This is a genomic window from Pseudomonas maioricensis (assembly GCF_022790535.1).
GTDB lineage: Bacteria > Pseudomonadota > Gammaproteobacteria > Pseudomonadales > Pseudomonadaceae > Aquipseudomonas > Aquipseudomonas maioricensis.
Window position 1 is genome coordinate 143,854 of record NZ_LOHG01000012.1, and the last position, 20,321, is coordinate 164,174.

Genomic DNA, 20,321 nt, shown 5'->3' on the forward strand with positions numbered 1-20,321 from the left:
GAAGGCCGCGGTAAATGCCAACCCGTTGCGGATTCTGCGCACGGCAGCACCCGAATTATCAGGGATACGTGTAGGGTGGAGACGCACAACCATCGGACTGTGTAGCACAAGGCTTGTTTTAGACGCTTCATCTCGTCCGCTACCGATGGTCGATTCCTCCTCCTGACAAAGCTTTTGCTGAAAGGGTGTCTTTTGTCACCACAGCAAGCAGGAAACGTCGTCGCGACTCCGGCCCCGTTGGCCGTAATCTCGCTAGACACTGGAGTGTCCAACCACTCCTGACGTGCCCTGACACCGACCGTGAGAAGTCGTGTGTGCCGAACGCCGTTTCCGGCAGCCCGGAAACCGACGGTACTACATGAAAAGAATGCTGATTAATGCAACTCAACCCGAAGAGTTGCGCGTTGCACTGGTAGACGGCCAGCGCTTATATGACCTGGACATCGAGTCCGGTGCCCGCGAGCAGAAAAAGGCCAATATCTATAAAGGCCGGATCACTCGCATCGAACCCAGCCTTGAGGCTGCCTTTGTCGATTTCGGCTCTGAGCGCCACGGCTTCCTGCCTCTCAAAGAAATCTCCCGCGAGTACTTCAAGAAAGCCCCCGAAGGCCGCGTCAACATCAAGGACGTCCTGACCGAAGGCCAGGAAGTTATCGTTCAGGTCGAAAAAGAAGAGCGCGGCAACAAAGGCGCAGCCCTGACGACCTTCATCAGTCTGGCCGGTCGTTATCTGGTCCTGATGCCGAACAACCCGCGTGCAGGCGGTATTTCCCGTCGCATCGAAGGCGAAGAGCGTAACGAACTGCGCGAAGCGCTGAACGGCCTGATTGCTCCAGCCGACATGGGTCTGATCGTTCGTACTGCCGGCCTGGGCCGCAGCAGCGAAGAAATGCAGTGGGACCTCGACTACCTGCTGCAACTCTGGACCGCCATCAAAGAAGCTTCGCTGGACCGCGCCGCTCCTTTCCTGATCTACCAGGAAAGCAACGTCATCATCCGCGCCATCCGCGACTACCTGCGCCAGGACATCGGCGAAGTGCTCATCGACAGCATCGAAGCCCAGGAAGAAGCACTGACCTTCATCCGTCAGGTGATGCCGCAGTACGCCAGCAAGATCAAACTGTACGAAGACAGCGTCCCGCTGTTCAACCGTTTCCAGATCGAAAGCCAGATCGAGACCGCTTTCCAGCGCGTCGTTGAACTGCCTTCCGGCGGCTCCATCGTTATCGACCCAACCGAAGCCCTGGTGTCCATCGACATCAACTCGGCGCGCGCCACCAAAGGCAGCGACATCGAAGAAACCGCTCTGCAGACCAACCTGGAAGCGGCTGAAGAAATCGCCCGTCAGCTGCGCCTGCGTGACATCGGCGGCCTGATCGTCATCGACTTCATTGACATGACGCCGGCCAAGAACCAGCGCGCCGTGGAAGAAAAAGTCCGCGAAAGCCTCGAAGCTGACCGCGCTCGCGTTCAAGTCGGTCGCATCTCGCGTTTTGGCCTGCTGGAAATGTCCCGTCAGCGCCTGCGTCCATCGCTGGGCGAAAGCAGCGGTATCGTCTGCCCACGCTGCAACGGCACCGGCATCATCCGTGATGTTGAATCGCTGTCGCTGGCTATCCTGCGCCTGATCGAAGAAGAAGCCCTGAAAGACCGCACTGCCGAAGTCCGCGCTCAAGTGCCGATTCCGGTTGCTGCTTTCCTGCTCAACGAAAAACGCAACTCGATCACCAAGATCGAACTGCGCACCCGCGCCCGCATCATCATCCTGCCGAACGATCACCTCGAAACGCCGCATTTCGAAGTTCAGCGTCTGCGTGATGACAGCCCGGAAGCCCACACTCTGCAGTCCAGCTATGAAATCGCTGCCGCCGCCGCTGAAGTGGAAGAAGTTCAGCCAGCTGCCGCCACCCGAACCCTGGTTCGTCAGGAAGCTGCAGTCAAAACTGCTCCACCGCGCGCCAACGCTCCGATTCCGGTTGAGGCCGCCGCTGCTGCTCCAGCGCCAGTCGCTCATGAGCCAAGCCTGTTCAAAGGTCTGGTCAAGTCTCTGGTGAGCCTGTTCGCCACCAAGGAAGAGCCAGCCGCACCGGTTGTGGTTGAAAAGCCTGCCTCCGAACGCCCTGCGCGCAACGAAGAACGCCGCAACGGCCGTCAACAAAGCCGTGGCCGCAACAACCGTCGGGACGAAGAGCGCAAGCCGCGTGAAGAACGCGCCGAACGTGCGCCACGCGAAGAGCGTGCTCCACGTGAGGAACGCGCACCTCGTGAAGAACGTGCACCGCGTGCTCCACGTGAGGCCATCGACGAAAATAATGCAGCACCGCGTGAAGAGCGCCCGGCCCGCGCACCTCGTGAAGAGCGCGCACCTCGTGCACCACGCGCGCCACGTGAAGACCGCAAACCGCGTGAAGAGCGTGTACGTGAACTGCGCGAACCTCTGGATGCCGCTCCGGCAGCCGATGCTCCGCGTGAAGAGCGTGCACCTCGCGAGGAGCGCGCTCCACGTGAAGAGCGCCAACCACGTGCGCCGCGTGAAGAACGTGCACCTCGCGCTGAGCAGGCCGCAGCTGCGGTCAGCGAAGACGAAGTGCTGCCGAACGAAGAACTGACGACTGAAGATCATCAGGACGGTGCAGAAGGCGATCGCCCTCGCCGCCGCTCCCGTGGTCAGCGTCGTCGCAGCAACCGTCGCGAGCGTCAGCGTGACGCAAACGGCAACGTGATCGAAGGTTCCGAAAGCGCTGAAGAAGAAGGCAGCGAATCCGGCAACTCCGATCAGGCAGCAGGCCTGGCTATTACAGCCGCTACCGCAGCCGTTGCCAGCAGCGTTATCAGTGCACCAGCCGAAGCCGAAGCCAACCGCCAGGCCGAGCGCGCAACTGCTACCGTGGACTCTACCGACTCGTCTTTCGTACCGCAGGCTGTTATCGAAACCCCTTCGATCCAGACTCCAGCGTTCGAAACTCCGGCTGAAGCTCCGGCAGTAGAAACGCCTGCTGTTGAGGCTCCAATTGCTCAAGACGCACCGAAAGCCGAAAAAGCTCCGGACGTTGAAGTGCAGTCTGCTGAAGTGCCAGCGGTTGTCGAAGCGGCTCCTCAGGTCATCGCTGAAGCCCCGGCTCTGGCTGCACAGACCGAGCTGTTCGAAGCACCACACGCAGAACGTGTTGTTCCTTTCAAGCCAACGCCAGAGCCGACAACACCAGCCACGCAGGTTGAGGAAGTAGCACCGGCTCGCGAGGAGGCTGCAGCCACTCACTCGGCTGAACTGCCAACTCCAGCGCCAGTGGTCGCCGAGGAACCTGCTCCGTACGCCGCACCTGAAGTTGTTGCGACTCCGCCTACCGCAGAAGCAGCAGTGGCGGTTGCCCCTGAAGCTCCAGCTCTGCCGGTCAGCACCAACGGCCGCGCGCCTAACGATCCACGTGAAGTGCGTCGTCGCAAGCGTGAAGCCGAGCGCCTGCAAAAGGAAGCTGAAGAAGCCGCAGCGAATACCGTTGCAGCTCCTGTGGCAGCCGAAGTCGAAGCAGTTCAACCCGCAATTGAAGCAGTAGAACCTGCTCCGGTTGCCGAGCAGAACCTGCAGTCGACTGACGAAGCCGTCCAGCACCATGAAGCCAAGGAAGAGAGCACCGAGCCTAAACCCCTCGCCTGATCCTTGACTGAATTAAAAAGCCCCACCTGTGAAAGCAGGTGGGGCTTTTTTATGAGCCTTGGGAATCTGCAGTAATGATGGAATCAACCTTCGCCTACATTGACGCCATCGCGAGCAAGCTCACTCCTACATGGATCGGGTTGCAACTGTAGGAGTGAGCTTGCTCGCGATGGCGATGCTACGGACATAAATCAGTGTACAGATGGACGTAAATGCCTTATCAAGGAACAAACACCAACCGATCCGGTACATCCACATCCCAAAGGACTCCCGGATCATCTACCTCTATCTGCTGAACGCAGCCCTCTTTAAACAACCGTCGCGCGCCCTGATCACCGCTCAACCCCTTCAATGCAGGACCGTATTGGCGACCGAACCCTACTGGATGGCCAAACTCGGTCTTCAAGGCTGGCACAGAGATTCGTCCGTCTTCCAACGAAGCAACAACCTGATGCAGGGTCTGAGGCAGGATAAAAGGCATGTCGCCCAGAACGATCAGCCAGGCACGATGATCCGGTTCGGCAGCCACGGCAGCGGCGATACTGTCGCCCATGCCCGCTGAAGACAGCATGACCAGCTCACAACCATAGTGGTGAGCAAGCGCTATGATTTGCGGACAGTCGGGCCGGGTAATCACCAGAACCTTGTCGACAACCCCTTGCAGGTTGACGAGCGTCTGCTCCAGTACCGGACGCTCTATACCATCACGCCCCACGCATGAAGCAAGCAACTTGCTCTGCCCCTGCCCGGCAATGGCTTGAAACCGACGACCTTCTCCGGCAGCGAGGACGATGGCGCACACAGTGTTGGTCATGGTTACTCCCTTTCTGGGCATAGGTGACTACACAACACTTAATTCTGTGGAAGCGCACGAGCAACGCGAGGCGGTCTACCTGACACACCGCCATCGCGGCCTCGCGTTGCTCGTGCGCTCCTACAAGAATCTTTTTTAATTCAACTCAATACAGATTGGGTTCCATTTCCAGCGCAACACCAAAGCGTTTGGCGATGTCAGCCTGGATGCGTTGCGCCAAAGCGTGCAGTTGCAAGCCCGTCGCCTGCCCGTAATTGACCAGAACCAATGATTGCAGCCGGTGAACACCGGCATCGCCTTCGCGATAGCCCTTCCAGCCAGCCTGCTCAATGAGCCAGCCCGCGGCAAGTTTCACCTGACCGTCAGGCTGTGGATAACCCACCAGCGCGGGATACGTTTGGCGGATCTGCTCGGCCAGCTCGGCAGATACCAGAGGATTCTTGAAGAAGCTGCCGGCATTGCCTAGCACTGCCGGGTCCGGAAGCTTTTCACTGCGTATCGCACAGATCGCCGCACTGACATCACGCGGCGTCGGCTGCTTGATACCCTGCTCTTCCAGACGCTGACGCACAGGACCATATTCAAGGTGCAAATGAGGATCACGAGTGAGAAGGAAGCGCACCCGTAAAATCACCCAGCGGCCGATCTCATGCTTGAACAGGCTGTCGCGATAACCGAAAGCACACTCCTCCAGAGAGAAATCACGCAGTTCGCCCGTCTGTCGGTCAAGCGCTGTCAGGCCGTGAAACACGTCTTTGATTTCCACCCCGTAGGCACCGATGTTCTGCATGGGCGCAGCGCCAACGGTACCGGGAATCAGGCTCAGGTTTTCCAGCCCGGCGAGCCCCAACTCAAGGCATGACAACACGAACGGATGCCACGGTTCGCCCGCCTCAGCCTCGACAACTGCCTGCAGGCAATCTTCCCGCAGGATACGTATGCCGCGACTGGCCATGCGCAACACCAACGCCTGCACATCACCTGTCAGCAGTAAGTTGCTGCCTCCGCCGATCACCATCAGCGGCAGATCATGCTCCGCGCTGTAAGCCAGCGCATCGCGCACATCGTCGTCGTTATGCGCTTCGGCAAACATCTGTGCTTTTACATCAACGCCGAACGTGTTGAACGGACGGAGCGAAACAGCGAACTGCGGTTGCAACGTCAAATCTCCAGCAAGCGACGAACGCGCTCAAGGTCTTCTGGCGTATCGACGCCAGCGGGTGGTGCTTCCAGCGCATCAGCGACATGAATCCGGATGCCATGCCAGAGTGCACGCAACTGCTCCAGACTTTCAGTATTCTCCAGCCAGCATGGCCCCCAGCTCACGAAGTCATGCAGGAATCCTGCGCGATAAGCGTAGATTCCGATATGTCGACGATAAGGCACGCCCGCAGGCAATTGCTCGCGATCGCTGGCCAGTGCGTCCCGGGCCCAAGGCAATGGCGCGCGACTGAACGTCAGGGCCAGGCCGTTGATATCAGACACGACCTTGACCACGTTCGGGTTGAACAACGCTGCCACGTCATCAATGGGCTCGGCCAGCGTCGACATACGGGCTTCAGGGTGGGCAGCAAGGTTGTCGGCCACCTGATCGATCACCGCAGGCGGGATCATGGGCTCGTCGCCTTGCACGTTGACCACGATAGCGTCGGCTTCCAGCCCCAACTGTGTAGCGACCTCGGCGAGCCGGTCAGTACCGGAGTTGTGATCGTCACGCGTCAGCAGCACTTCAGCACCAAAGGCCTTGCAGGCCTCAACGATGCGCGCATCGTCGGTGGCGACCACAACCCGTGCCGCGCTGCTCTTGCGTGCCTGTTCCCAGACATGCTGGATCATCGGCTTGCCAGCAATCTCTTTGAGCGGTTTGCCCGGAAAACGACTGGAGCCGTAACGCGCCGGGATAACGACCGTAAATGCTGCTGTCATTTGTCCAGACGCTCGTCAGTGCTCAGCGTGCGCGCTTCGCTTTCGAGCATCACCGGGATGCCATCGCGAATCGGGTAAGCCAGGCCTGCGCCTTTGCTGATCAGCTCGGTTTTATCGGCGCTGAGCTTCAGCGGCCCCTTGCAGATCGGGCAAGCGAGGATGTCGAGTAATTTGGTGTCCATAAGAAATCCTGAGCGAATCATGGCAAAAGACGTAACAACTGCGAATCGAACCAACTGATAAAAGCATCGGATGGCACCGCATCCACAGCCAGGTACCACCAGTCATCCGCCGCGAAGGGCCGGCATTTCACGGCATCCTTTTCGGTCATGACAACAGGCAGCGCCGGAGAAAAGGTCAGCGCTTGAGCACTGAAAACAGCATGGTCGGCGAACGCATGGGTGACCGGTCGCCAGTGTAGCCCTTCGAGGGTATTGAAGAAACGCTGAGGATTACCGATACCGGCCACGGCGTGAAGCGCCTGCCCGGCCGGGAAGAACTCCAGCGCCTGACGCTCGCCGCTGCGCAGATTGACCAGCGCCGAAGGTTGCAACTGAAAGGCATAGCCGTCGTCCCGATCAGCGCTGGCTCCGTTGTAGAGCAACGCATCAACACTTTCGAGACGCTCGACAGGTTCGCGCAGCGGGCCTGCAGGTAGACAACGGCGATTACCCAGCCCACGAGCAGCATCGATCAGAACTAATTCCAGGTCTCGCGCCAGCCGGTAATGCTGCAGGCCATCATCGGAAAGAATCAGATCCAGCGACTCACTGTCGAGCAGCGCTTGCACGGCACGGCTGCGATCAGGGTCAATCATCAACGGCACACCGCTGCGCTGTACGATCAGCAAGGGTTCATCGCCCGCCTGAGCGGCGCTCTGCTCGCCGGTCACACGCCACGGCAGACTCGGAGGTTTAGCGCCGTAACCACGGCTGACTACCCCGACGCGCAGGCCTTTTCGGCGGCAGTGTTCGATCATCCACAGGATCAACGGTGTCTTGCCGGTGCCACCAATGGTGATATTACCGACGACAATAACCGGCACAGGAGCCTTGTAGATATCGCCCTGCCCCGCCAGAAAACGCTCACGCTTGCCCTGCACGACTCGCCGATAGAGGCTCTCCAGCGGACGCAGCAGCATCAGCGCCGGATGGCCGTTGTACCAGGCGTCAAGCAAGCGGTCAGAAAGTGCCATTAGTTAGCCGGTGCGGCTTCGACCGTGGTCATGCGCAGGTGGCTGAAACCCAGCTTGCCTGCAGCGTCCATGGCAGTGATCACCGATTGATGCGGAGTTTTACCATCGGCACTGATCGACAGCGGCAGACTGGTATCACCGGCAGACTCACGCTGAAGCGCATCGATCAGGGTTTGCAGATCGTTTTTCGGCAGCAATTGATTGTTCACCGAAAAGACGCCGTCAGCGTTGATAGTGATGTCCAGATGCTTGAGATCGGCATCCGTTTCCGGAGCGCCGGTCACCGCCTGCGGCAAGTCAACGCGCAATTGGGTTTCGCGAGTAAAGGTCGTGGTCACGATAAAGAACAGCAGCAGGATGAACACCACATCAATCAACGAAACAAGGTTGATGTCGATGTTCTCCCTGACCTTGCGACGACGAAACTTCACTTTTTACGACCCTCGCCCCGAGCCTGCGACTTGAGGTCGATTTTCGGATCGTTCAGATCAACTTCGCGATCACCCTGCACAACCTCTACAAGCTTGATGGCTTCCTGTTCCATGCCGACCACCAATTCGTCGACCCGGCTTTGCAGGTAACGGTGAAAGAAGATCGCAGGAATCGCGACGATCAGGCCAGACGCCGTACAGATCAGCGCTTTGGAGATACCGCCTGCCAGAACCGAGGCATTGGCTGTATTGCCGGTGGCATTGAACGACCCGAAAATGTCGATCATACCCAATACCGTACCAAGCAATCCCAACAGAGGTGCCATGGCAGCGATGGAGCCCAGCGCACTGAGATAACGCTCCAGATCATGAATGACCCGGGCCGCAGCCTCTTCAATGCACTCTTTCATGATTTCGCGGCCATGCCGTGAATTGGCCAGGCCTGCGGCAAGAATCTCGCCCAGCGGGGAATCGGCACGCAGTTGCTTGAGCTTTTCCTTGTCGAGCTTTTTGTCCTGAATCCACTGCCAGACTTGCCCTACCAGGTGTGGCGGGGTAATGCGGCTAGCACGAAGGGTCCAGAGGCGCTCGATGATAATGCCGACCGCAGCAATGGAACTCAGAATGATCGGCAGCATCATCCAGCCGCCAGATTTGACCAGTTCCCACACAGTGACGACTCCCTCGAAAAATTGGCGCCACTCTATCATAGGGTCAGCGACTCGCCGAAGCCTGCGAGCAATATCCTTGTATCAGTCACGCCAGAAACGCCTCTCTGCCCGCTGCGACCGCGGCTTGTCGAAGGTCCCGAGGTGCAGGCTGATCGCACCCAGTTCGGCGCTGTCCCAGGTGGGAATGCCGAACCAGTGATAGCGCGCCATAATCAACGGATGCGGGTGCCCGAAGGCATTATTGCGGCCTCGGGAAATCAACACGCCGCGAGGGGCAACCGAACGCAGAAAGCTTTTCGATGAAGAAGTACGACTGCCGTGGTGCGGCGCTTGCAGCCAGTCGGCGCGGACATCGCGGCCACTGTCGATCAGCGCTTGTTCGGCCTCGGCATCGATATCCCCGGTCAACAACAAGCGCTCGCCTTGAGCATCGATCATCAGCACACACGAGGCCTGATTCCCCTCTCTGGCATCACTCCAGCGCCAGGTCGAAAACACCACACCGTCCCATTCCCAGCGCTCGTCATTGGTACACAGTTGCGCGTTTAGCAACGGCGGCAGCCTTTCCAGCTCACCGCCCAGCACCCGCTTGACCGGCAAGCCTTGATGGACCGCCTGCGCGCCACCGGCATGATCCGCGTCGGCGTGGCTGATCAACATCAGATTAAGCTGGCGTGCACCGGTCTTGCGTATGGCGGGCAGCACGACGCGCTGGCCGATATCGAATTCACCGAAACGTGGCCCCGCGTCATAGAGCAGTGCGTGGTGTCGAGTACGCAAAAGAATCGCCAGCCCTTGGCCGACGTCCAGTTGCAGAACTTCTACTTGCCCGTGCGGCACGCTTTTCAGAGGCGGGAACACGCAAAGCAACAACAGTGGCCAACCCAGCCCGCGCAGGGGCACACCACCGGGCAAGAGCAACAACACGCCTCCCAGCAGACTCAGCAACCAGGCCCAGAACGGAATGGCGCTCGGCACCCAGGCAGGCAACCACCCGGCAACCCAGCCGAGAAACCTGAACAACCACTCCAGCGCGCCGCCTGCCAGCCAGAGCAACCCTTCTCCCAAATACGGAACAGGCAGGAGCAAGGTCCCGAGCAGCGCAGGCGGCAGGATCAGGAAGCTGACCCACGGCACCGCGACGAGATTGGCAAACGGACCACTCAGACTGATGGGCAGGTTCAGAGCCAGCAACACAGGTAACAGACCAATGGCGATCAACCACTGGGCGCGGGTCCAGCTTTGCAGCCAGCTCCAGGCACCCAGCCGCCCACCGAATATCAGAATCAGAATCGCCACGGCGATAAATGACAGCCAGAAGCCCGGCTGCAAACTGGCCAGTGGCTCAAACACCAGCACCACATTCAGCGACACCAGTAGCGGCCCGACCGCCCCCAGATGACGAAAGCGCAGACGCCAGAGCAGGACCATGCCCACCATGACGCAGGCCCGACGCACCGGCACTTCAAAACCTGCCAGCAAGCCATAACCGAGCGCTGCACTGAACGCCAACCCGCACGCCCATGGCAACCACGGCAAGGCCCGCGGCCACAGCCCCCAACGTGCCAGCCCGGCGATAAACGCGTACATCACACCCGCCAACAAGCCCACATGCTGCCCGGAAATCACCAGCAAATGCACGGTGCCGGTGTCCTGCAGGATCTGCCAGTCAACCGTGCTCAAGCCCGAGCCATCACCCAGGACCAATGCAGCCAGACCGCCTTCACGCCCTTGCGCGTCCACCGCCAACAAGCGCTGGCGTATAGCGTATCGCCAGCCGGACGCAGCGGACTTCAGCAATTGCCCATCAGAGACAGTTCCAGTGGCACCGATACGCTGGGCGAGCAGCCAGGCTTCGTAATCAAAGGCATGCGGGTTGGCCAGTCCGCCCGGGCGCTTGAGCTTGACTGCCAGACGCCAGTGTTCACCACTGCGCACCTGTGGACCGCCATGCCAGGCTACCCGCATGCGCTCCGGCAATCTGAAGCGTCTGGATTGCAGCCCTTCCAGCTCAAAGCGCACCACACCTTCAGTTGACGCAGGCAAACCGACGACCTTGCCTTGCAACCAGACAGTCTGACCGTCCAGCTTCGGCGACAGGCGATCATCCAGCGCCCATTGCGCCGAGAGGCACGCCCAACTGAAACCGAATAAAAACAAAGCGATGGGGTATGTGCGGAACGGCAACAGCATCAAAGCCAGCACCGGCATAACGAGCAACAGCCACAATGGTGGCAAAACCGGTAAAAAGCGTAGCGCCAGTAACCCCAAGGCCAGCGCGAACATCCCTGTACGCATAGCGCCCATCCCGATAACGTCGAAGACACCCTTACGGCTTAGCTCAGCCGGGCAAAAGCGTCGGGATCAAGTGTCACAAGGTCTTGTGCGGGGTAAATCAGTGACCAAAAAAAACGCCCATCTTTCGATGGGCGTTTTTCATTCGCTCAAGCCAGTCGCCAAGCGTTTACTGCGGCTTGCGACGACCGAAACCCGGGCGCTGGCCCGAGCCCGATGCGGGGCCACGGCGCTTGCCGGACGGCGCGTCATCGACCAGATTGATACCTGGCCGCTTTGGCGACGGTTTGGCCGGACGTTTGTTCATGTCGCTCGGACGCTCAGCCACTGGTGTGCCACGGCTGTTATCTGTGCGAGTGTCGCTGCGGCCATTGGCTGGGCGCGGCGTGCGTGGCGCCGACTTGTTAGGGTCGTTGCGCTGACCACGACCGGAATCCGAGCGCGGTGCAGCAGGACGCTGGGCACGATCACGATCACTGCCGGTCACTTGCGGCTGACGTGGAGCACGCTCGCCAGTCGGAGCAGCATCCTTGGCCGGGCGAAGGGTGCGCACACGCTCGCTTTTGCCCAATGGACGGGAGGATTGACGCTGCAAGCGCTCCATCTTGTCCTTGGTCTTGGCGTTCATCTGCGGCTGAGCCACAGGTGTCAGGCCTACTTCAGCGCTGAGGATATCCACCTCGTACTGGCTCATTTCGCGCCAGCGGCCCATCGGCAGGTCGGAGTTGAGGAACACCGGTCCGTAACGCACGCGCTTCAGGCGGCTGACCACCAGGCCCTGGGATTCCCACAGGCGTCGCACTTCGCGGTTACGGCCTTCCATCACCACGCAGTGATACCAGTGGTTGAAACCTTCACCACCCGGCGCTTGCTGGATGTCGGTGAAACGTGCCGGACCGTCTTCGAGGATCACCCCGTTCTTCAGGCGCAGCAGCATGTCGTCATCGACTTCACCGCGGACGCGCACAGCGTATTCACGGTCCATTTCGAAAGACGGGTGCATCAGACGGTTGGCCAGCTCACCATCGGTGGTGAACATCAGCAAGCCGGTGGTATTGATGTCCAGACGACCGATATTGACCCAACGGCCTTCTTTTGGACGCGGCAGGCGATCGAACACCGTCGGGCGACCTTCAGGGTCGTCACGGGTACAGATTTCGCCGTCCGGCTTGTTGTACATGATCACGCGGCGCACCGTTTCGGCGGCCTCTTCGCGCTTGATGACGCGGCCATCAACGCTGATCGCATCATGCAGATCAACGCGTTGACCCAAGGTCGCGTCCTTGCCATTGACCTTGATACGGCCCTGGCTGATCCAGGCTTCAACGTCGCGACGCGAACCTACGCCAATACGTGCCAGAACCTTCTGCAGTTTTTCACCTGCGGGTCCGATTTCCTGGCTGTCCTGCTTGTCTTGTTCACTCATCTGGGCACCTCCCGGTGTGTCGATTCAGGGGACGCCGAGGACCGGCGCAACCTGTTGCCTGGGGCTGTGGATAGCCGCGAGGCGTAATACTGAAAACTTCTGACGCTAAACTCATCACGAGCAGAATCGCCAAAAGGTCGCGAATCATACGCTCACATAACGCATTGCGCATCAGAGGCTAGTCGAAAATTTGCGGCTTACTTCTTTTTCCGCCGACCGGCACCCTTGAAACCTTTCATGCGAACAGCGGCGTCCTTCAGCACATCGCGGCGCTCGTCCTTGTCCATCTTCTTCCAGGCCTTGATTTCTTTCTTGCTGCGGCCACAGCCGATGCAGATGTCGGCGTCGAATTTGCAGAGGCTGATGCAGGGGTTCTTAGTGTCGCTCATGAGTGGTGCGCCGCCTGAATTAACGCTGTTTGCCCTGTAGGAGCTGCCGAAGGCTGCGAAAGCGCTTTGTCTGACCCACTGCTTCGCAGCCTTCGGCAGCTCCTACAAGGGATCGCTACCGTCCTCTGATTTTTCATCAGGCTCATCCGGCAGCAAATCATCGAAGTCGATCTTCAGACCCTGCTCCATCGAGTCGAGTTCGACCAACAGGCTGCGGAAGCTCGTCTCGTCTCTTGGCGGTTCTGGCTCTGCGTCCGGATCGATGCTCGCGTCGGCCATCGCCTGCAGATGCGCAGGCACCGGAGCGTCTTCGAAATCCAGAACCGGATCTGGTTCCAGTTCACGCAGGTCTGCCAGTGGCGGCAAGTCATCGAGGTTCTTCAGGTTGAAGTGGTCGAGAAACACTTTGGTGGTCGCAAACATCGCAGGCTTGCCCGGCACTTCACGGTAGCCCACGACCCTGATCCACTCACGTTCCAGCAGGGTTTTCACGATATGGCTGTTAACCGCAACACCGCGCACATCTTCGATTTCGCCCCGGGTTATCGGTTGGCGATAAGCGATCAATGCCATGGTTTCAAGCATGGCCCGAGAATAGCGCTGCGGACGCTCTTCCCAGAGACGACCGACCCAAGGGGAAAACTTTTCACGAATCTGCAGGCGATAACCGGAAGCCACTTCCTTGAGCTCGAATGCCCTGCCTTCGCAGGACTTACCCAGTAACTGCAGCGCTTTCTTGAAGACCGGCGGCTCAGGACGCTCGCCTTCTTCGAACAGTTCGTAAAGGCGCTCCAGCGATTGCGGCTTGCCCGAGGCCAACAGGAAAGCTTCGAGCAGCGGAGCCAGCTCGCGAGGTTCGTTGAGATTCATTGTTCAGCTCTTATTCGGCTCGCGCCCGCACATGGATGACCGCAAAGGGCTCGTTCTGTACCAATTCCACCAGTGACTCCTTGACCAGCTCAAGCACGGCCATGAACGTCACGACTACGCCGAGGCGCCCCTCTTCGGCGGTAAAGAGTTCGGCAAATGGCACAAATCCGCCGCCTTTCAGCCGCTCCAGCACATCACTCATGCGCTCACGGGTCGACAAGGCCTCACGGCTGACCTGATGGCTTTCAAACATGTCGCCACGGCGCAGCACTTCCGCCATGGACATCAACAACTCTTCAAGGCTGACCTCCGGCAACAACTTGCGCGCCCGGGCTTCGGGAGCGTCCAGCTTGGGAACCACTACATCACGCCCGACACGGCTCAACTGGTCGATACCTTCGGCGGCCACCTTGAAGCGCTCGTACTCCTGCAACCGGCGGATCAGCTCGGCACGAGGGTCGTCTTCCTCTTCTTCGGCTTCGGCGGAACGCGGCAGCAGCATGCGCGACTTGATTTCCGCCAGCATGGCGGCCATCACCAGGTACTCTGCAGCAAGTTCCAGACGCACCGTTTTCATCAGTTCGACATAGCCCATGTACTGCTTGGTGATCTCCGCCACCGGGATGTCGAGGATGTCGATGTTCTGCTTACGGATCAGATAGAGCAACAGGTCCAACGGGCCTTCAAAAGCCTCAAGAAAGACTTCCAGCGCATCCGGCGGGATATACAGATCCATTGGCATCTGCGTAACCGCCTGGCCGTAGACCATGGCGAACGGCAGTTCTTGTTGAGCGTCGGCCTGACTGTCAACGGTTTCTACCGTAGCCATCAAGCCTCAACACCAAATGGTGACGGATCGCCGCAACCGACACGAACGACCTCAGGCTCATCGCCGGTCAGGTTGATCACTGTCGAGGCGGAAATCCCGCCCATGCCGCCATCAATGATCAGGTCGACCTGACGCTCGAGGGTCTGGCGCATCTCATAGGGGTCACTCAGCGGCACGCTTTCCCCCGGCAGGATAAGACTGACGCTCATGAGTGGCTCGCCCAATTCCTCAAGCAAAGCCTGGGCGATAGGATGCTTAGGCACCCGCAAGCCGATTGTCCGGCGCTTGGGATGCAAAATCAGCCGTGGCACTTCCCGCGTGGCATTCAGAATAAAGGTGTAAGGCCCGGGCGTGTGGGCCTTGAGTGCACGAAACGCACCGGTATCGACCTTGGCGAACAGCCCCAATTGAGACAGGTCGCAGCACATCAACGTGAAGTTGTGCTTGTCGTCCAGCTGGCGCAGACGGCGAATGCGCTCGATGGCGCTTTTATCACCGAGCTGACAGCCCAGGGCGTAGGAGGAATCTGTTGGGTAGATCACCAAACCGCCCGCTTTAATAATTTCCACGGCCTGTTTGATCAGGCGCGGTTGCGGGTTCTCCGGGTGGACCTGGAAAAATTGACTCACGGTATCTTCCTGTTCAGAAGGCAGCAGTAGACTGATCATGTTTGAACCGGGACCAAAGGGGCGGCAGGTCTTCCGGCACCGGACGATAGACGCCTATCTCGGACCAGCCACCAGGAGCATGGAAATCACTGCCAGCGGTTACCAGCAGGCCAAATTCACGCGCCAGAATGGCCAGGGTTCCAACCTGCTCTGCAGGTTGCAGGCCATTGACTACTTCAATCGCATGGCCACCCGCTTCAAGAAAAGCTGCGACCAGCTTACGACGCTTGCTACGGGTGAAATCATAATGCGAGGGGTGCGCAAGACTGACCCAGGCCCCCGATTCACGCAAGGTGCCGACGGTTTCTTCCAGCGTAGGCCAATGTTGTTTCACATCGCCCAGCTTGCCCGCTCCCAGCCACTTACGGAAAGCTTCAGCGCGATCCTTGACGAAACCTGCCCGCACCATGAAGTCTGCGAAATGCGGACGAGCCGGAGCATTGCCACTGTCGCCCAGCTCTTGCTGAATGGCGCGAGCACCTTCCAGCGCTCCAGGCATACCTTTGATCGCCAATTTGCGACTGATTTCTTCGGCGCGCAACCAGCGTCCATCGTGCAAACGGGCTATTGCAGCGAGCAGAGGGGGTGCATCCATGGCAAAACCGTACCCGAGAATATGGATGGTTGCCCCACCCCAGGTGCACGAAAGCTCGACACCGTTAACCAGTTGCATACCCAGTGAAAGCGCCGCAGTCCGGGCTTCTTCGAGACCTTCGAGGGTGTCGTGATCCGTCAGGGAAAGGACGCGCACGCCATTCTCGTAAGCACGCGCAACCAATGCCGTGGGCGCAAGAGCGCCGTCGGAGGCTGTGCTGTGGCAGTGCAGGTCAACATTCATAGGTGGCGCTTTCGCTGTCATTGATGTTTGTTATTATGCCGCCACATCCTGCTTCTGGCTGCCATTGTGAAACAATTCATCGACTTCATCCCGCTGCTGCTGTTTTTCATCGTTTACAAAATCGAACCTCGTGCCGTCGAGTTCCTGGGCAACAGCTACACACTGGGCGGTATTTTCAGTGCGACCGCCATGCTGATCGTCAGTTCAGTGGTGGTCTACGGCATTCTGTTCGTCAAACAGGGCAAACTGGAAAAAAGCCAGTGGCTGACGCTGGTTGCCTGTCTGGTGTTCGGTAGCCTGACCCTGGCCTTTCACAGCGAAACTTTCCTCAAGTGGAAAGCGCCCGTGGTGAACTGGCTGTTTGCGCTGGCCTTTGCCGGAAGCCATTTCATTGGCGACCGCCCGCTGATTCAACGCATCATGGGGCACGCACTGAGCTTGCCGAAACCAATCTGGACCAAGCTGAACATTGCCTGGATCATCTTCTTCCTGTTCTGCGGCGCGGCCAATCTTTATGTGGCTTTCACTTATCAGGAATTCTGGGTCGATTTCAAAGTATTCGGCAGCCTGGGCATGACTCTGGTATTCCTGATCGCTCAGGGTCTATACCTTGCCAAACACATGCATGACCCTGCTTCCGCACCGCCCCCAACAAAAACCGAGGACTGACATGCTCTACGCAATCATTGCAACAGACGTCGAAAATTCCCTGGAAAAACGCCTGAGCGTGCGCCCGGCTCATCTGGACCGCCTCAATGCGCTCAAAGACGAGGGGCGCTTGATCCTGGCCGGACCTAATCCGGCCGTAGACAGCAATGAGCCTGGCGCCGCCGGGTTCTCGGGCAGCCTGATCGTGGCCGAGTTCGAGTCGCTGAGCGCAGCAAAGACCTGGGCCGAAGCTGATCCGTTCGTCAAGGCGGGCGTCTACGCCAACGTCGTTGTGAAGCCTTTCAAGAAAGTCCTGCCTTAAATTTACTCTTGCGATACACCCTGTAATCGCTGCCGCTCAAGGCAGCGATGACAAAATCTCCCGCTCTGACGCTAATCATTCTCAACGCCCTGCCGACAACCTGCTGAATGTTCTATAAAAACCGTTCTATAAGAACACTGCCGTCTAAAAGTGCGGCCGTTGAACACACGGACGCTGAAACAGGAGTTCAGATGCGGGCATGTCTACTGGTTGTTGTGTTGGCAATGGGTGCGACTACCGTCCAGGCCGAGGAAACGAGTGGTTCCGGTACCTCCTATGCGTTGCCGCTGCCGACCACTGCTGCTCAGATCAGCGATCTTCAGCAACGCCTGAAAGAAAGCGAGCGCCAGCGCGAAGAACTCCTCAAGCAGGTGCAGAACGCTGACGCCGCACGCGAGAGCGCCCAACTCAGTCGCCTGCGCCAAGAGAACCAAAGGCTCAAGTTACAGCTCAAAGAAGCACAATCGGCCGAACCGCAACGTATCCTGACCGAACAGCAACAATGGTTCGTCACCGGAGGGGGTGTTGCGCTGATAGCCCTCCTGTGCGGTATCTTTGCCCGCGGTGGACGTAAGCAGCGTCGACAGTGGCTAAATTGAGTGAGAAATGAGCGAGCTGTTACTTATTGATGATGACCAGGAGCTCTGCGAGCTCCTGAGTAGCTGGCTGAGCCAGGAAGGCTTTCTGGTCCGCGCCTGTCACGACGGCAACAGTGCCCGTCGCGCCCTTGCCGAATCCGCACCTGCTGCGGTCGTTCTGGATGTCATGCTCCCCGACGGCAGCGGTCTGGAACTGCTCAAGCAGTTGCGCAGCGATCATCCGGACCTGCCGGTATTGATGCTGTCTGCACGCGGTGAGCCTCTGGACCGGATTCTGGGTCTGGAACTGGGTGCCGATGATTACCTGGCCAAACCCTGCGACCCTCGCGAACTGACCGCCCGCCTTCGTGCGGTGTTGCGTCGTAGCCACCCGACGGCCGTATCGACACAGCTGGAACTGGGCGACCTGAGCTTCAGCCCGGTGCGCGGCGTGGTAATCATCAACGATCAGGAGCTGGTTCTGACCGTCTCTGAAAGCCGATTGCTCGAAGCCCTGTTGCGCCAGCCTGGTGAACCGCTGGACAAGCAGGAACTGGCGCAATTGGCACTGGGCCGCAAGCTGACCCTTTACGATCGCAGCCTGGACATGCACGTGAGCAACCTGCGCAAGAAAATCGGCCCGCACCCTGACGGCCGCCCGCGCATCGTTGCGCTGCGTAGCCGCGGTTATTACTACAGCGTGTAGTCGCTTTGGCGCTGCATCCAAGCAGGAACAGTGCTTGTGCGGGAGCAGAGCTCTGCTCCCACAATTCCCCCACGTTAAATTCTATATGTCAGCCCACTCTCTCCCCCTCTTTACCCAAGCTTTACAGTAGCCTGACGGCTCTTGACCTTGATCTCCCTAAACTGGCCTCAACCGGCAACGAGCCGGATTCGAGACAAGGAGATACACCATGCGCAAGACTCTTATCGCTTTGATGTTCGCTGCTGCACTGCCTACCGTTGCAATGGCTGCTCCTGGAGATGGCCCTGGTTTTGGTCCAGGTCCTGAAGGTCCACGTGCTGGCATGCACCATGACCGCGGTCCTTTCGAAAAGCTGGACCTGAGCCGCGAACAGCGTCAACAGATCGGCAAACTGATGGGCGAGCGAATGCACGACCGCAAGGACATCACTGAAAAGTATCTGGCCAAGCTGTCACCCGCGGACCAGAAAGCCATGAAAGACGAACTGGACGCCAAGCGCACCAAGACTGACAGCGATATCCGTGCGCTGCTCAAGCCTGAGCAGCAGAAGGAATTCGACGAAATGAAGAAAGAGCGCGCAGCAAAGATGGCCGAACGCGCTGAATTCGAAGCGTGGAAGGCGCAAAAAGCGCAAAAAGCCCAGTAAGCTACTGGTCCACCTGAACCCGGCACTCCCCAAGCGTGCCGGGTTTCTCTATTTTGAGGTTGTCCCGTGCGTTCATTGTTCTGGCGAATCCTGGCTAGCTTCTGGCTGGCCATTGCCCTGGTTGCAGGCCTGTCCATTCTGCTCGGCCACATGCTTAATCAAGACGCATGGATCCTCAGCCGTCATCCGCTGCTGAGTCATTTGCCGCAGACCTGGACCGAGCAATACGAAAACCAGGGCGCAGATGCCGCGCAGGATTACCTGCAAAGCCTCAAACGCAAGAATCACATGGACGTTCAGGTCCTCAACGACAATGGCGACCCGGTCGTGCGCGGCACCTTTTCGCCCCGCGCTGCCGCCCTTGAGGCTCGTCAGGGCGATGACCCCCGACAGCTTCCGTGGCGTCGCCTGACCAGTGAGTACACGAGTGAAAAAACCGGGGAAACCTACCTGTTCATTTACCGTATCCCTCACCCGGAGCTGGATGCGTGGCACCGCGACAGTTTGATGTGGCCGCTCAGCGCGCTGGGAATTGCGCTGGTGGTGCTGACCCTGTTCAGTTTGCTGGTGACTTTGTCGATCACTCGCCCCCTCAGCCGCCTGCGCGGTGCGGTGCATGATCTTGGGCAAACCACTTATCAACAAAACAGTCTCGCGCAACTGGCGAACCGCCGGGATGAATTCGGCGTGCTGGCAACCGACTTCAACCGTATGGGCGCGCGACTGCAGAGCCTGATCGGCAGCCAGCGTCAGTTGCTGCGCGATGTATCCCATGAGCTGCGCTCCCCCTTGGCGCGCTTGCGTATTGCGCTGGCGCTGGCAGAACGCGCGGAACCGGCCGAACGGGAAAAGCTCTGGCCGAGGTTAAGCCGCGAATGTGATCGACTGGAGGCACTGATCAGCGAGATCCTTGCGCTGGCGCGGCTTGATGCGCAACTGAGCAGCGCTGAGCCCATTGATCTCAACGCGCTGCTACTGCGCCTCAGGAATGATGCAAATCTGGACGGTGGCGACCAGCAAATTGCCGTGCACGTCGAGCAGAACCTGCATCTGCATGGCTGGCCCGACATGATTGAGCGAGCAACCGATAACCTGCTGCGCAATGCGTTGCGCTTCAATCCGCCCGGTGAAACCGTCGAAGTGCAGGCAAAGCGGGTCGGTGACAGGCTGCAGTTAAGCGTGCGTGACCATGGCCCTGGCGTGGCGGCTGAGCACCTGACGCAATTGGGCGAGCCGTTTTACCGCGCTCCCGGCCAGACCGCAGCGGGTCATGGCCTGGGCCTGGCAATTGCTCGCCGTGCAGCTCAACGTCATGGCGGGGAATTGATTCTGGGCAATCATCCCGAGGGCGGGTTTCTGGCGATTATTGATTTGCCGGCGGAGCCGAAGAGTTCGGTGGCCTAATCCATTTTGC

Annotated in this window: 21 protein-coding genes; 7 read left to right on the plus strand and 14 right to left on the minus strand. The window is 59.0% G+C overall.

All coding sequences use genetic code 11. The features are described 5' to 3' along the window. The first annotated feature begins 358 nt into the window (after positions 1–358). Entirely contained in the window at positions 359–3,655 is a 3,297-nt protein-coding gene (gene rne / locus AUC61_RS19060) for a ribonuclease E (protein ID WP_479692269.1), read from the plus strand. A gap of 220 nt (positions 3,656–3,875) precedes the next feature. Here rne and AUC61_RS19065 read toward each other — a convergent pair whose 3' ends face one another. The 14 genes from AUC61_RS19065 to AUC61_RS19130 all read right to left on the minus strand — a co-directional run bounded on the left by AUC61_RS19065 (position 3,876) and on the right by AUC61_RS19130 (position 16,007). Then, positions 3,876–4,469, minus strand: coding sequence for a nucleotidyltransferase family protein (locus AUC61_RS19065; RefSeq protein WP_243247719.1), 594 nt, complete (start codon positions 4,467–4,469; stop codon positions 3,876–3,878). Between the two features lie 145 nt (positions 4,470–4,614). Next, on the minus strand, positions 4,615–5,634 hold the full coding sequence (gene murB / locus AUC61_RS19070; RefSeq protein WP_243247720.1) for a UDP-N-acetylmuramate dehydrogenase: 1,020 nt from the start codon (positions 5,632–5,634) through the stop codon (positions 4,615–4,617). Next, positions 5,631–6,395, minus strand: coding sequence for a 3-deoxy-manno-octulosonate cytidylyltransferase (gene kdsB, locus AUC61_RS19075; RefSeq protein ID WP_243247721.1), 765 nt, complete (start codon positions 6,393–6,395; stop codon positions 5,631–5,633). Before kdsB ends, murB begins: the two co-directional genes overlap by 4 nt. After that, positions 6,392–6,577: a Trm112 family protein gene (locus tag AUC61_RS19080; RefSeq protein ID WP_007931663.1), complete on the minus strand. Its 186-nt coding sequence runs from the start codon at positions 6,575–6,577 to the stop codon at positions 6,392–6,394. Before AUC61_RS19080 ends, kdsB begins: the two co-directional genes overlap by 4 nt. A gap of 17 nt (positions 6,578–6,594) precedes the next feature. Further along, complete coding sequence (lpxK, locus tag AUC61_RS19085; RefSeq protein WP_243247722.1) at positions 6,595–7,590, minus strand: tetraacyldisaccharide 4'-kinase; 996 nt, start codon at positions 7,588–7,590, stop codon at positions 6,595–6,597. Next, positions 7,590–8,021: an ExbD/TolR family protein gene (locus AUC61_RS19090; RefSeq protein ID WP_122664951.1), complete on the minus strand. Its 432-nt coding sequence runs from the start codon at positions 8,019–8,021 to the stop codon at positions 7,590–7,592. Before AUC61_RS19090 ends, lpxK begins: the two co-directional genes overlap by 1 nt. Next, positions 8,018–8,692: a MotA/TolQ/ExbB proton channel family protein gene (locus AUC61_RS19095; RefSeq protein WP_027898764.1), complete on the minus strand. Its 675-nt coding sequence runs from the start codon at positions 8,690–8,692 to the stop codon at positions 8,018–8,020. Before AUC61_RS19095 ends, AUC61_RS19090 begins: the two co-directional genes overlap by 4 nt. Before the next feature lie 81 nt (positions 8,693–8,773). Further along, positions 8,774–10,990: a DNA internalization-related competence protein ComEC/Rec2 gene (locus tag AUC61_RS19100; RefSeq protein ID WP_243247723.1), complete on the minus strand. Its 2,217-nt coding sequence runs from the start codon at positions 10,988–10,990 to the stop codon at positions 8,774–8,776. A gap of 166 nt (positions 10,991–11,156) precedes the next feature. Beyond that, positions 11,157–12,413 (minus strand): 23S rRNA pseudouridine(2605) synthase RluB, encoded by a 1,257-nt coding sequence (gene rluB, locus AUC61_RS19105; RefSeq protein WP_243247724.1) that lies wholly within the window; start codon positions 12,411–12,413, stop codon positions 11,157–11,159. Positions 12,414–12,610: 197 nt separating this feature from the next. Next, positions 12,611–12,802 carry a DUF1289 domain-containing protein gene (locus AUC61_RS19110; RefSeq protein ID WP_243247725.1) on the minus strand — a complete coding sequence of 64 codons (192 nt, stop codon included), beginning with the start codon at positions 12,800–12,802 and terminating at the stop codon, positions 12,611–12,613. Between the two features lie 102 nt (positions 12,803–12,904). Then, a complete protein-coding gene (gene scpB / locus AUC61_RS19115; protein WP_243247726.1) occupies positions 12,905–13,672 on the minus strand; it encodes an SMC-Scp complex subunit ScpB in 768 nt (255 codons plus the stop codon). 10 nt (positions 13,673–13,682) lie between these two features. Then, the gene (locus AUC61_RS19120; RefSeq protein WP_205505018.1) at positions 13,683–14,381 is read right to left on the minus strand and encodes a segregation and condensation protein A; all 699 of its coding nucleotides are present in this window, start codon (positions 14,379–14,381) and stop codon (positions 13,683–13,685) included. 119 nt (positions 14,382–14,500) lie between these two features. Further along, positions 14,501–15,130, minus strand: a complete 630-nt coding sequence (locus AUC61_RS19125; protein WP_243247727.1) for an L-threonylcarbamoyladenylate synthase — start codon at positions 15,128–15,130, stop codon at positions 14,501–14,503. 13 nt (positions 15,131–15,143) lie between these two features. Next, the gene (locus tag AUC61_RS19130; RefSeq protein WP_243247728.1) at positions 15,144–16,007 is read right to left on the minus strand and encodes a PHP domain-containing protein; all 864 of its coding nucleotides are present in this window, start codon (positions 16,005–16,007) and stop codon (positions 15,144–15,146) included. A 66-nt stretch (positions 16,008–16,073) separates the two neighbouring features. Here AUC61_RS19130 and AUC61_RS19135 point away from each other — a divergent pair, with 66 nt between their 5' ends. From AUC61_RS19135 to AUC61_RS19160, 6 genes are all read left to right on the plus strand, one after another. Then, positions 16,074–16,676 carry a septation protein A gene (locus tag AUC61_RS19135; RefSeq protein ID WP_243247729.1) on the plus strand — a complete coding sequence of 201 codons (603 nt, stop codon included), beginning with the start codon at positions 16,074–16,076 and terminating at the stop codon, positions 16,674–16,676. A gap of 1 nt (position 16,677) precedes the next feature. Next, positions 16,678–16,977, plus strand: coding sequence for a YciI family protein (locus tag AUC61_RS19140; RefSeq protein WP_243247730.1), 300 nt, complete (start codon positions 16,678–16,680; stop codon positions 16,975–16,977). A gap of 191 nt (positions 16,978–17,168) precedes the next feature. Then, the gene (locus tag AUC61_RS19145) at positions 17,169–17,576 is read left to right on the plus strand and encodes an SH3 domain-containing protein (protein ID WP_243247731.1); all 408 of its coding nucleotides are present in this window, start codon (positions 17,169–17,171) and stop codon (positions 17,574–17,576) included. 7 nt (positions 17,577–17,583) lie between these two features. Then, positions 17,584–18,261 (plus strand): response regulator transcription factor, encoded by a 678-nt coding sequence (locus AUC61_RS19150; protein WP_087265474.1) that lies wholly within the window; start codon positions 17,584–17,586, stop codon positions 18,259–18,261. Between the two features lie 208 nt (positions 18,262–18,469). Beyond that, complete coding sequence (locus AUC61_RS19155; protein WP_243247732.1) at positions 18,470–18,907, plus strand: LTXXQ domain protein; 438 nt, start codon at positions 18,470–18,472, stop codon at positions 18,905–18,907. Between the two features lie 66 nt (positions 18,908–18,973). After that, positions 18,974–20,311, plus strand: a complete 1,338-nt coding sequence (locus AUC61_RS19160) for a sensor histidine kinase (protein WP_243247733.1) — start codon at positions 18,974–18,976, stop codon at positions 20,309–20,311. Positions 20,312–20,321: the final 10 nt, after the last annotated feature.

Bases quoted from the DNA above. Each gene is read 5' to 3' on its own strand.
- rne (WP_479692269.1), top strand. From the start codon at position 359: ATGAAAAGAATGCTGATTAATGCAACTCAACCCGAAGAGTTGCGCGTT.
- AUC61_RS19065 (WP_243247719.1), bottom strand. From the start codon at position 4,469: ATGACCAACACTGTGTGCGCCATCGTCCTCGCTGCCGGAGAAGGTCGT.
- kdsB (WP_243247721.1), bottom strand. From the start codon at position 6,395: ATGACAGCAGCATTTACGGTCGTTATCCCGGCGCGTTACGGCTCCAGT.
- AUC61_RS19080 (WP_007931663.1), bottom strand. From the start codon at position 6,577: ATGGACACCAAATTACTCGACATCCTCGCTTGCCCGATCTGCAAGGGG.
- lpxK (WP_243247722.1), bottom strand. From the start codon at position 7,590: ATGGCACTTTCTGACCGCTTGCTTGACGCCTGGTACAACGGCCATCCG.
- AUC61_RS19100 (WP_243247723.1), bottom strand. From the start codon at position 10,990: ATGCGTACAGGGATGTTCGCGCTGGCCTTGGGGTTACTGGCGCTACGC.
- rluB (WP_243247724.1), bottom strand. From the start codon at position 12,413: ATGAGTGAACAAGACAAGCAGGACAGCCAGGAAATCGGACCCGCAGGT.
- AUC61_RS19110 (WP_243247725.1), bottom strand. From the start codon at position 12,802: ATGAGCGACACTAAGAACCCCTGCATCAGCCTCTGCAAATTCGACGCC.
- scpB (WP_243247726.1), bottom strand. From the start codon at position 13,672: ATGAATCTCAACGAACCTCGCGAGCTGGCTCCGCTGCTCGAAGCTTTC.
- AUC61_RS19130 (WP_243247728.1), bottom strand. From the start codon at position 16,007: ATGAATGTTGACCTGCACTGCCACAGCACAGCCTCCGACGGCGCTCTT.
- AUC61_RS19140 (WP_243247730.1), top strand. From the start codon at position 16,678: ATGCTCTACGCAATCATTGCAACAGACGTCGAAAATTCCCTGGAAAAA.
- AUC61_RS19145 (WP_243247731.1), top strand. From the start codon at position 17,169: ATGCGGGCATGTCTACTGGTTGTTGTGTTGGCAATGGGTGCGACTACC.
- AUC61_RS19150 (WP_087265474.1), top strand. From the start codon at position 17,584: ATGAGCGAGCTGTTACTTATTGATGATGACCAGGAGCTCTGCGAGCTC.
- AUC61_RS19155 (WP_243247732.1), top strand. From the start codon at position 18,470: ATGCGCAAGACTCTTATCGCTTTGATGTTCGCTGCTGCACTGCCTACC.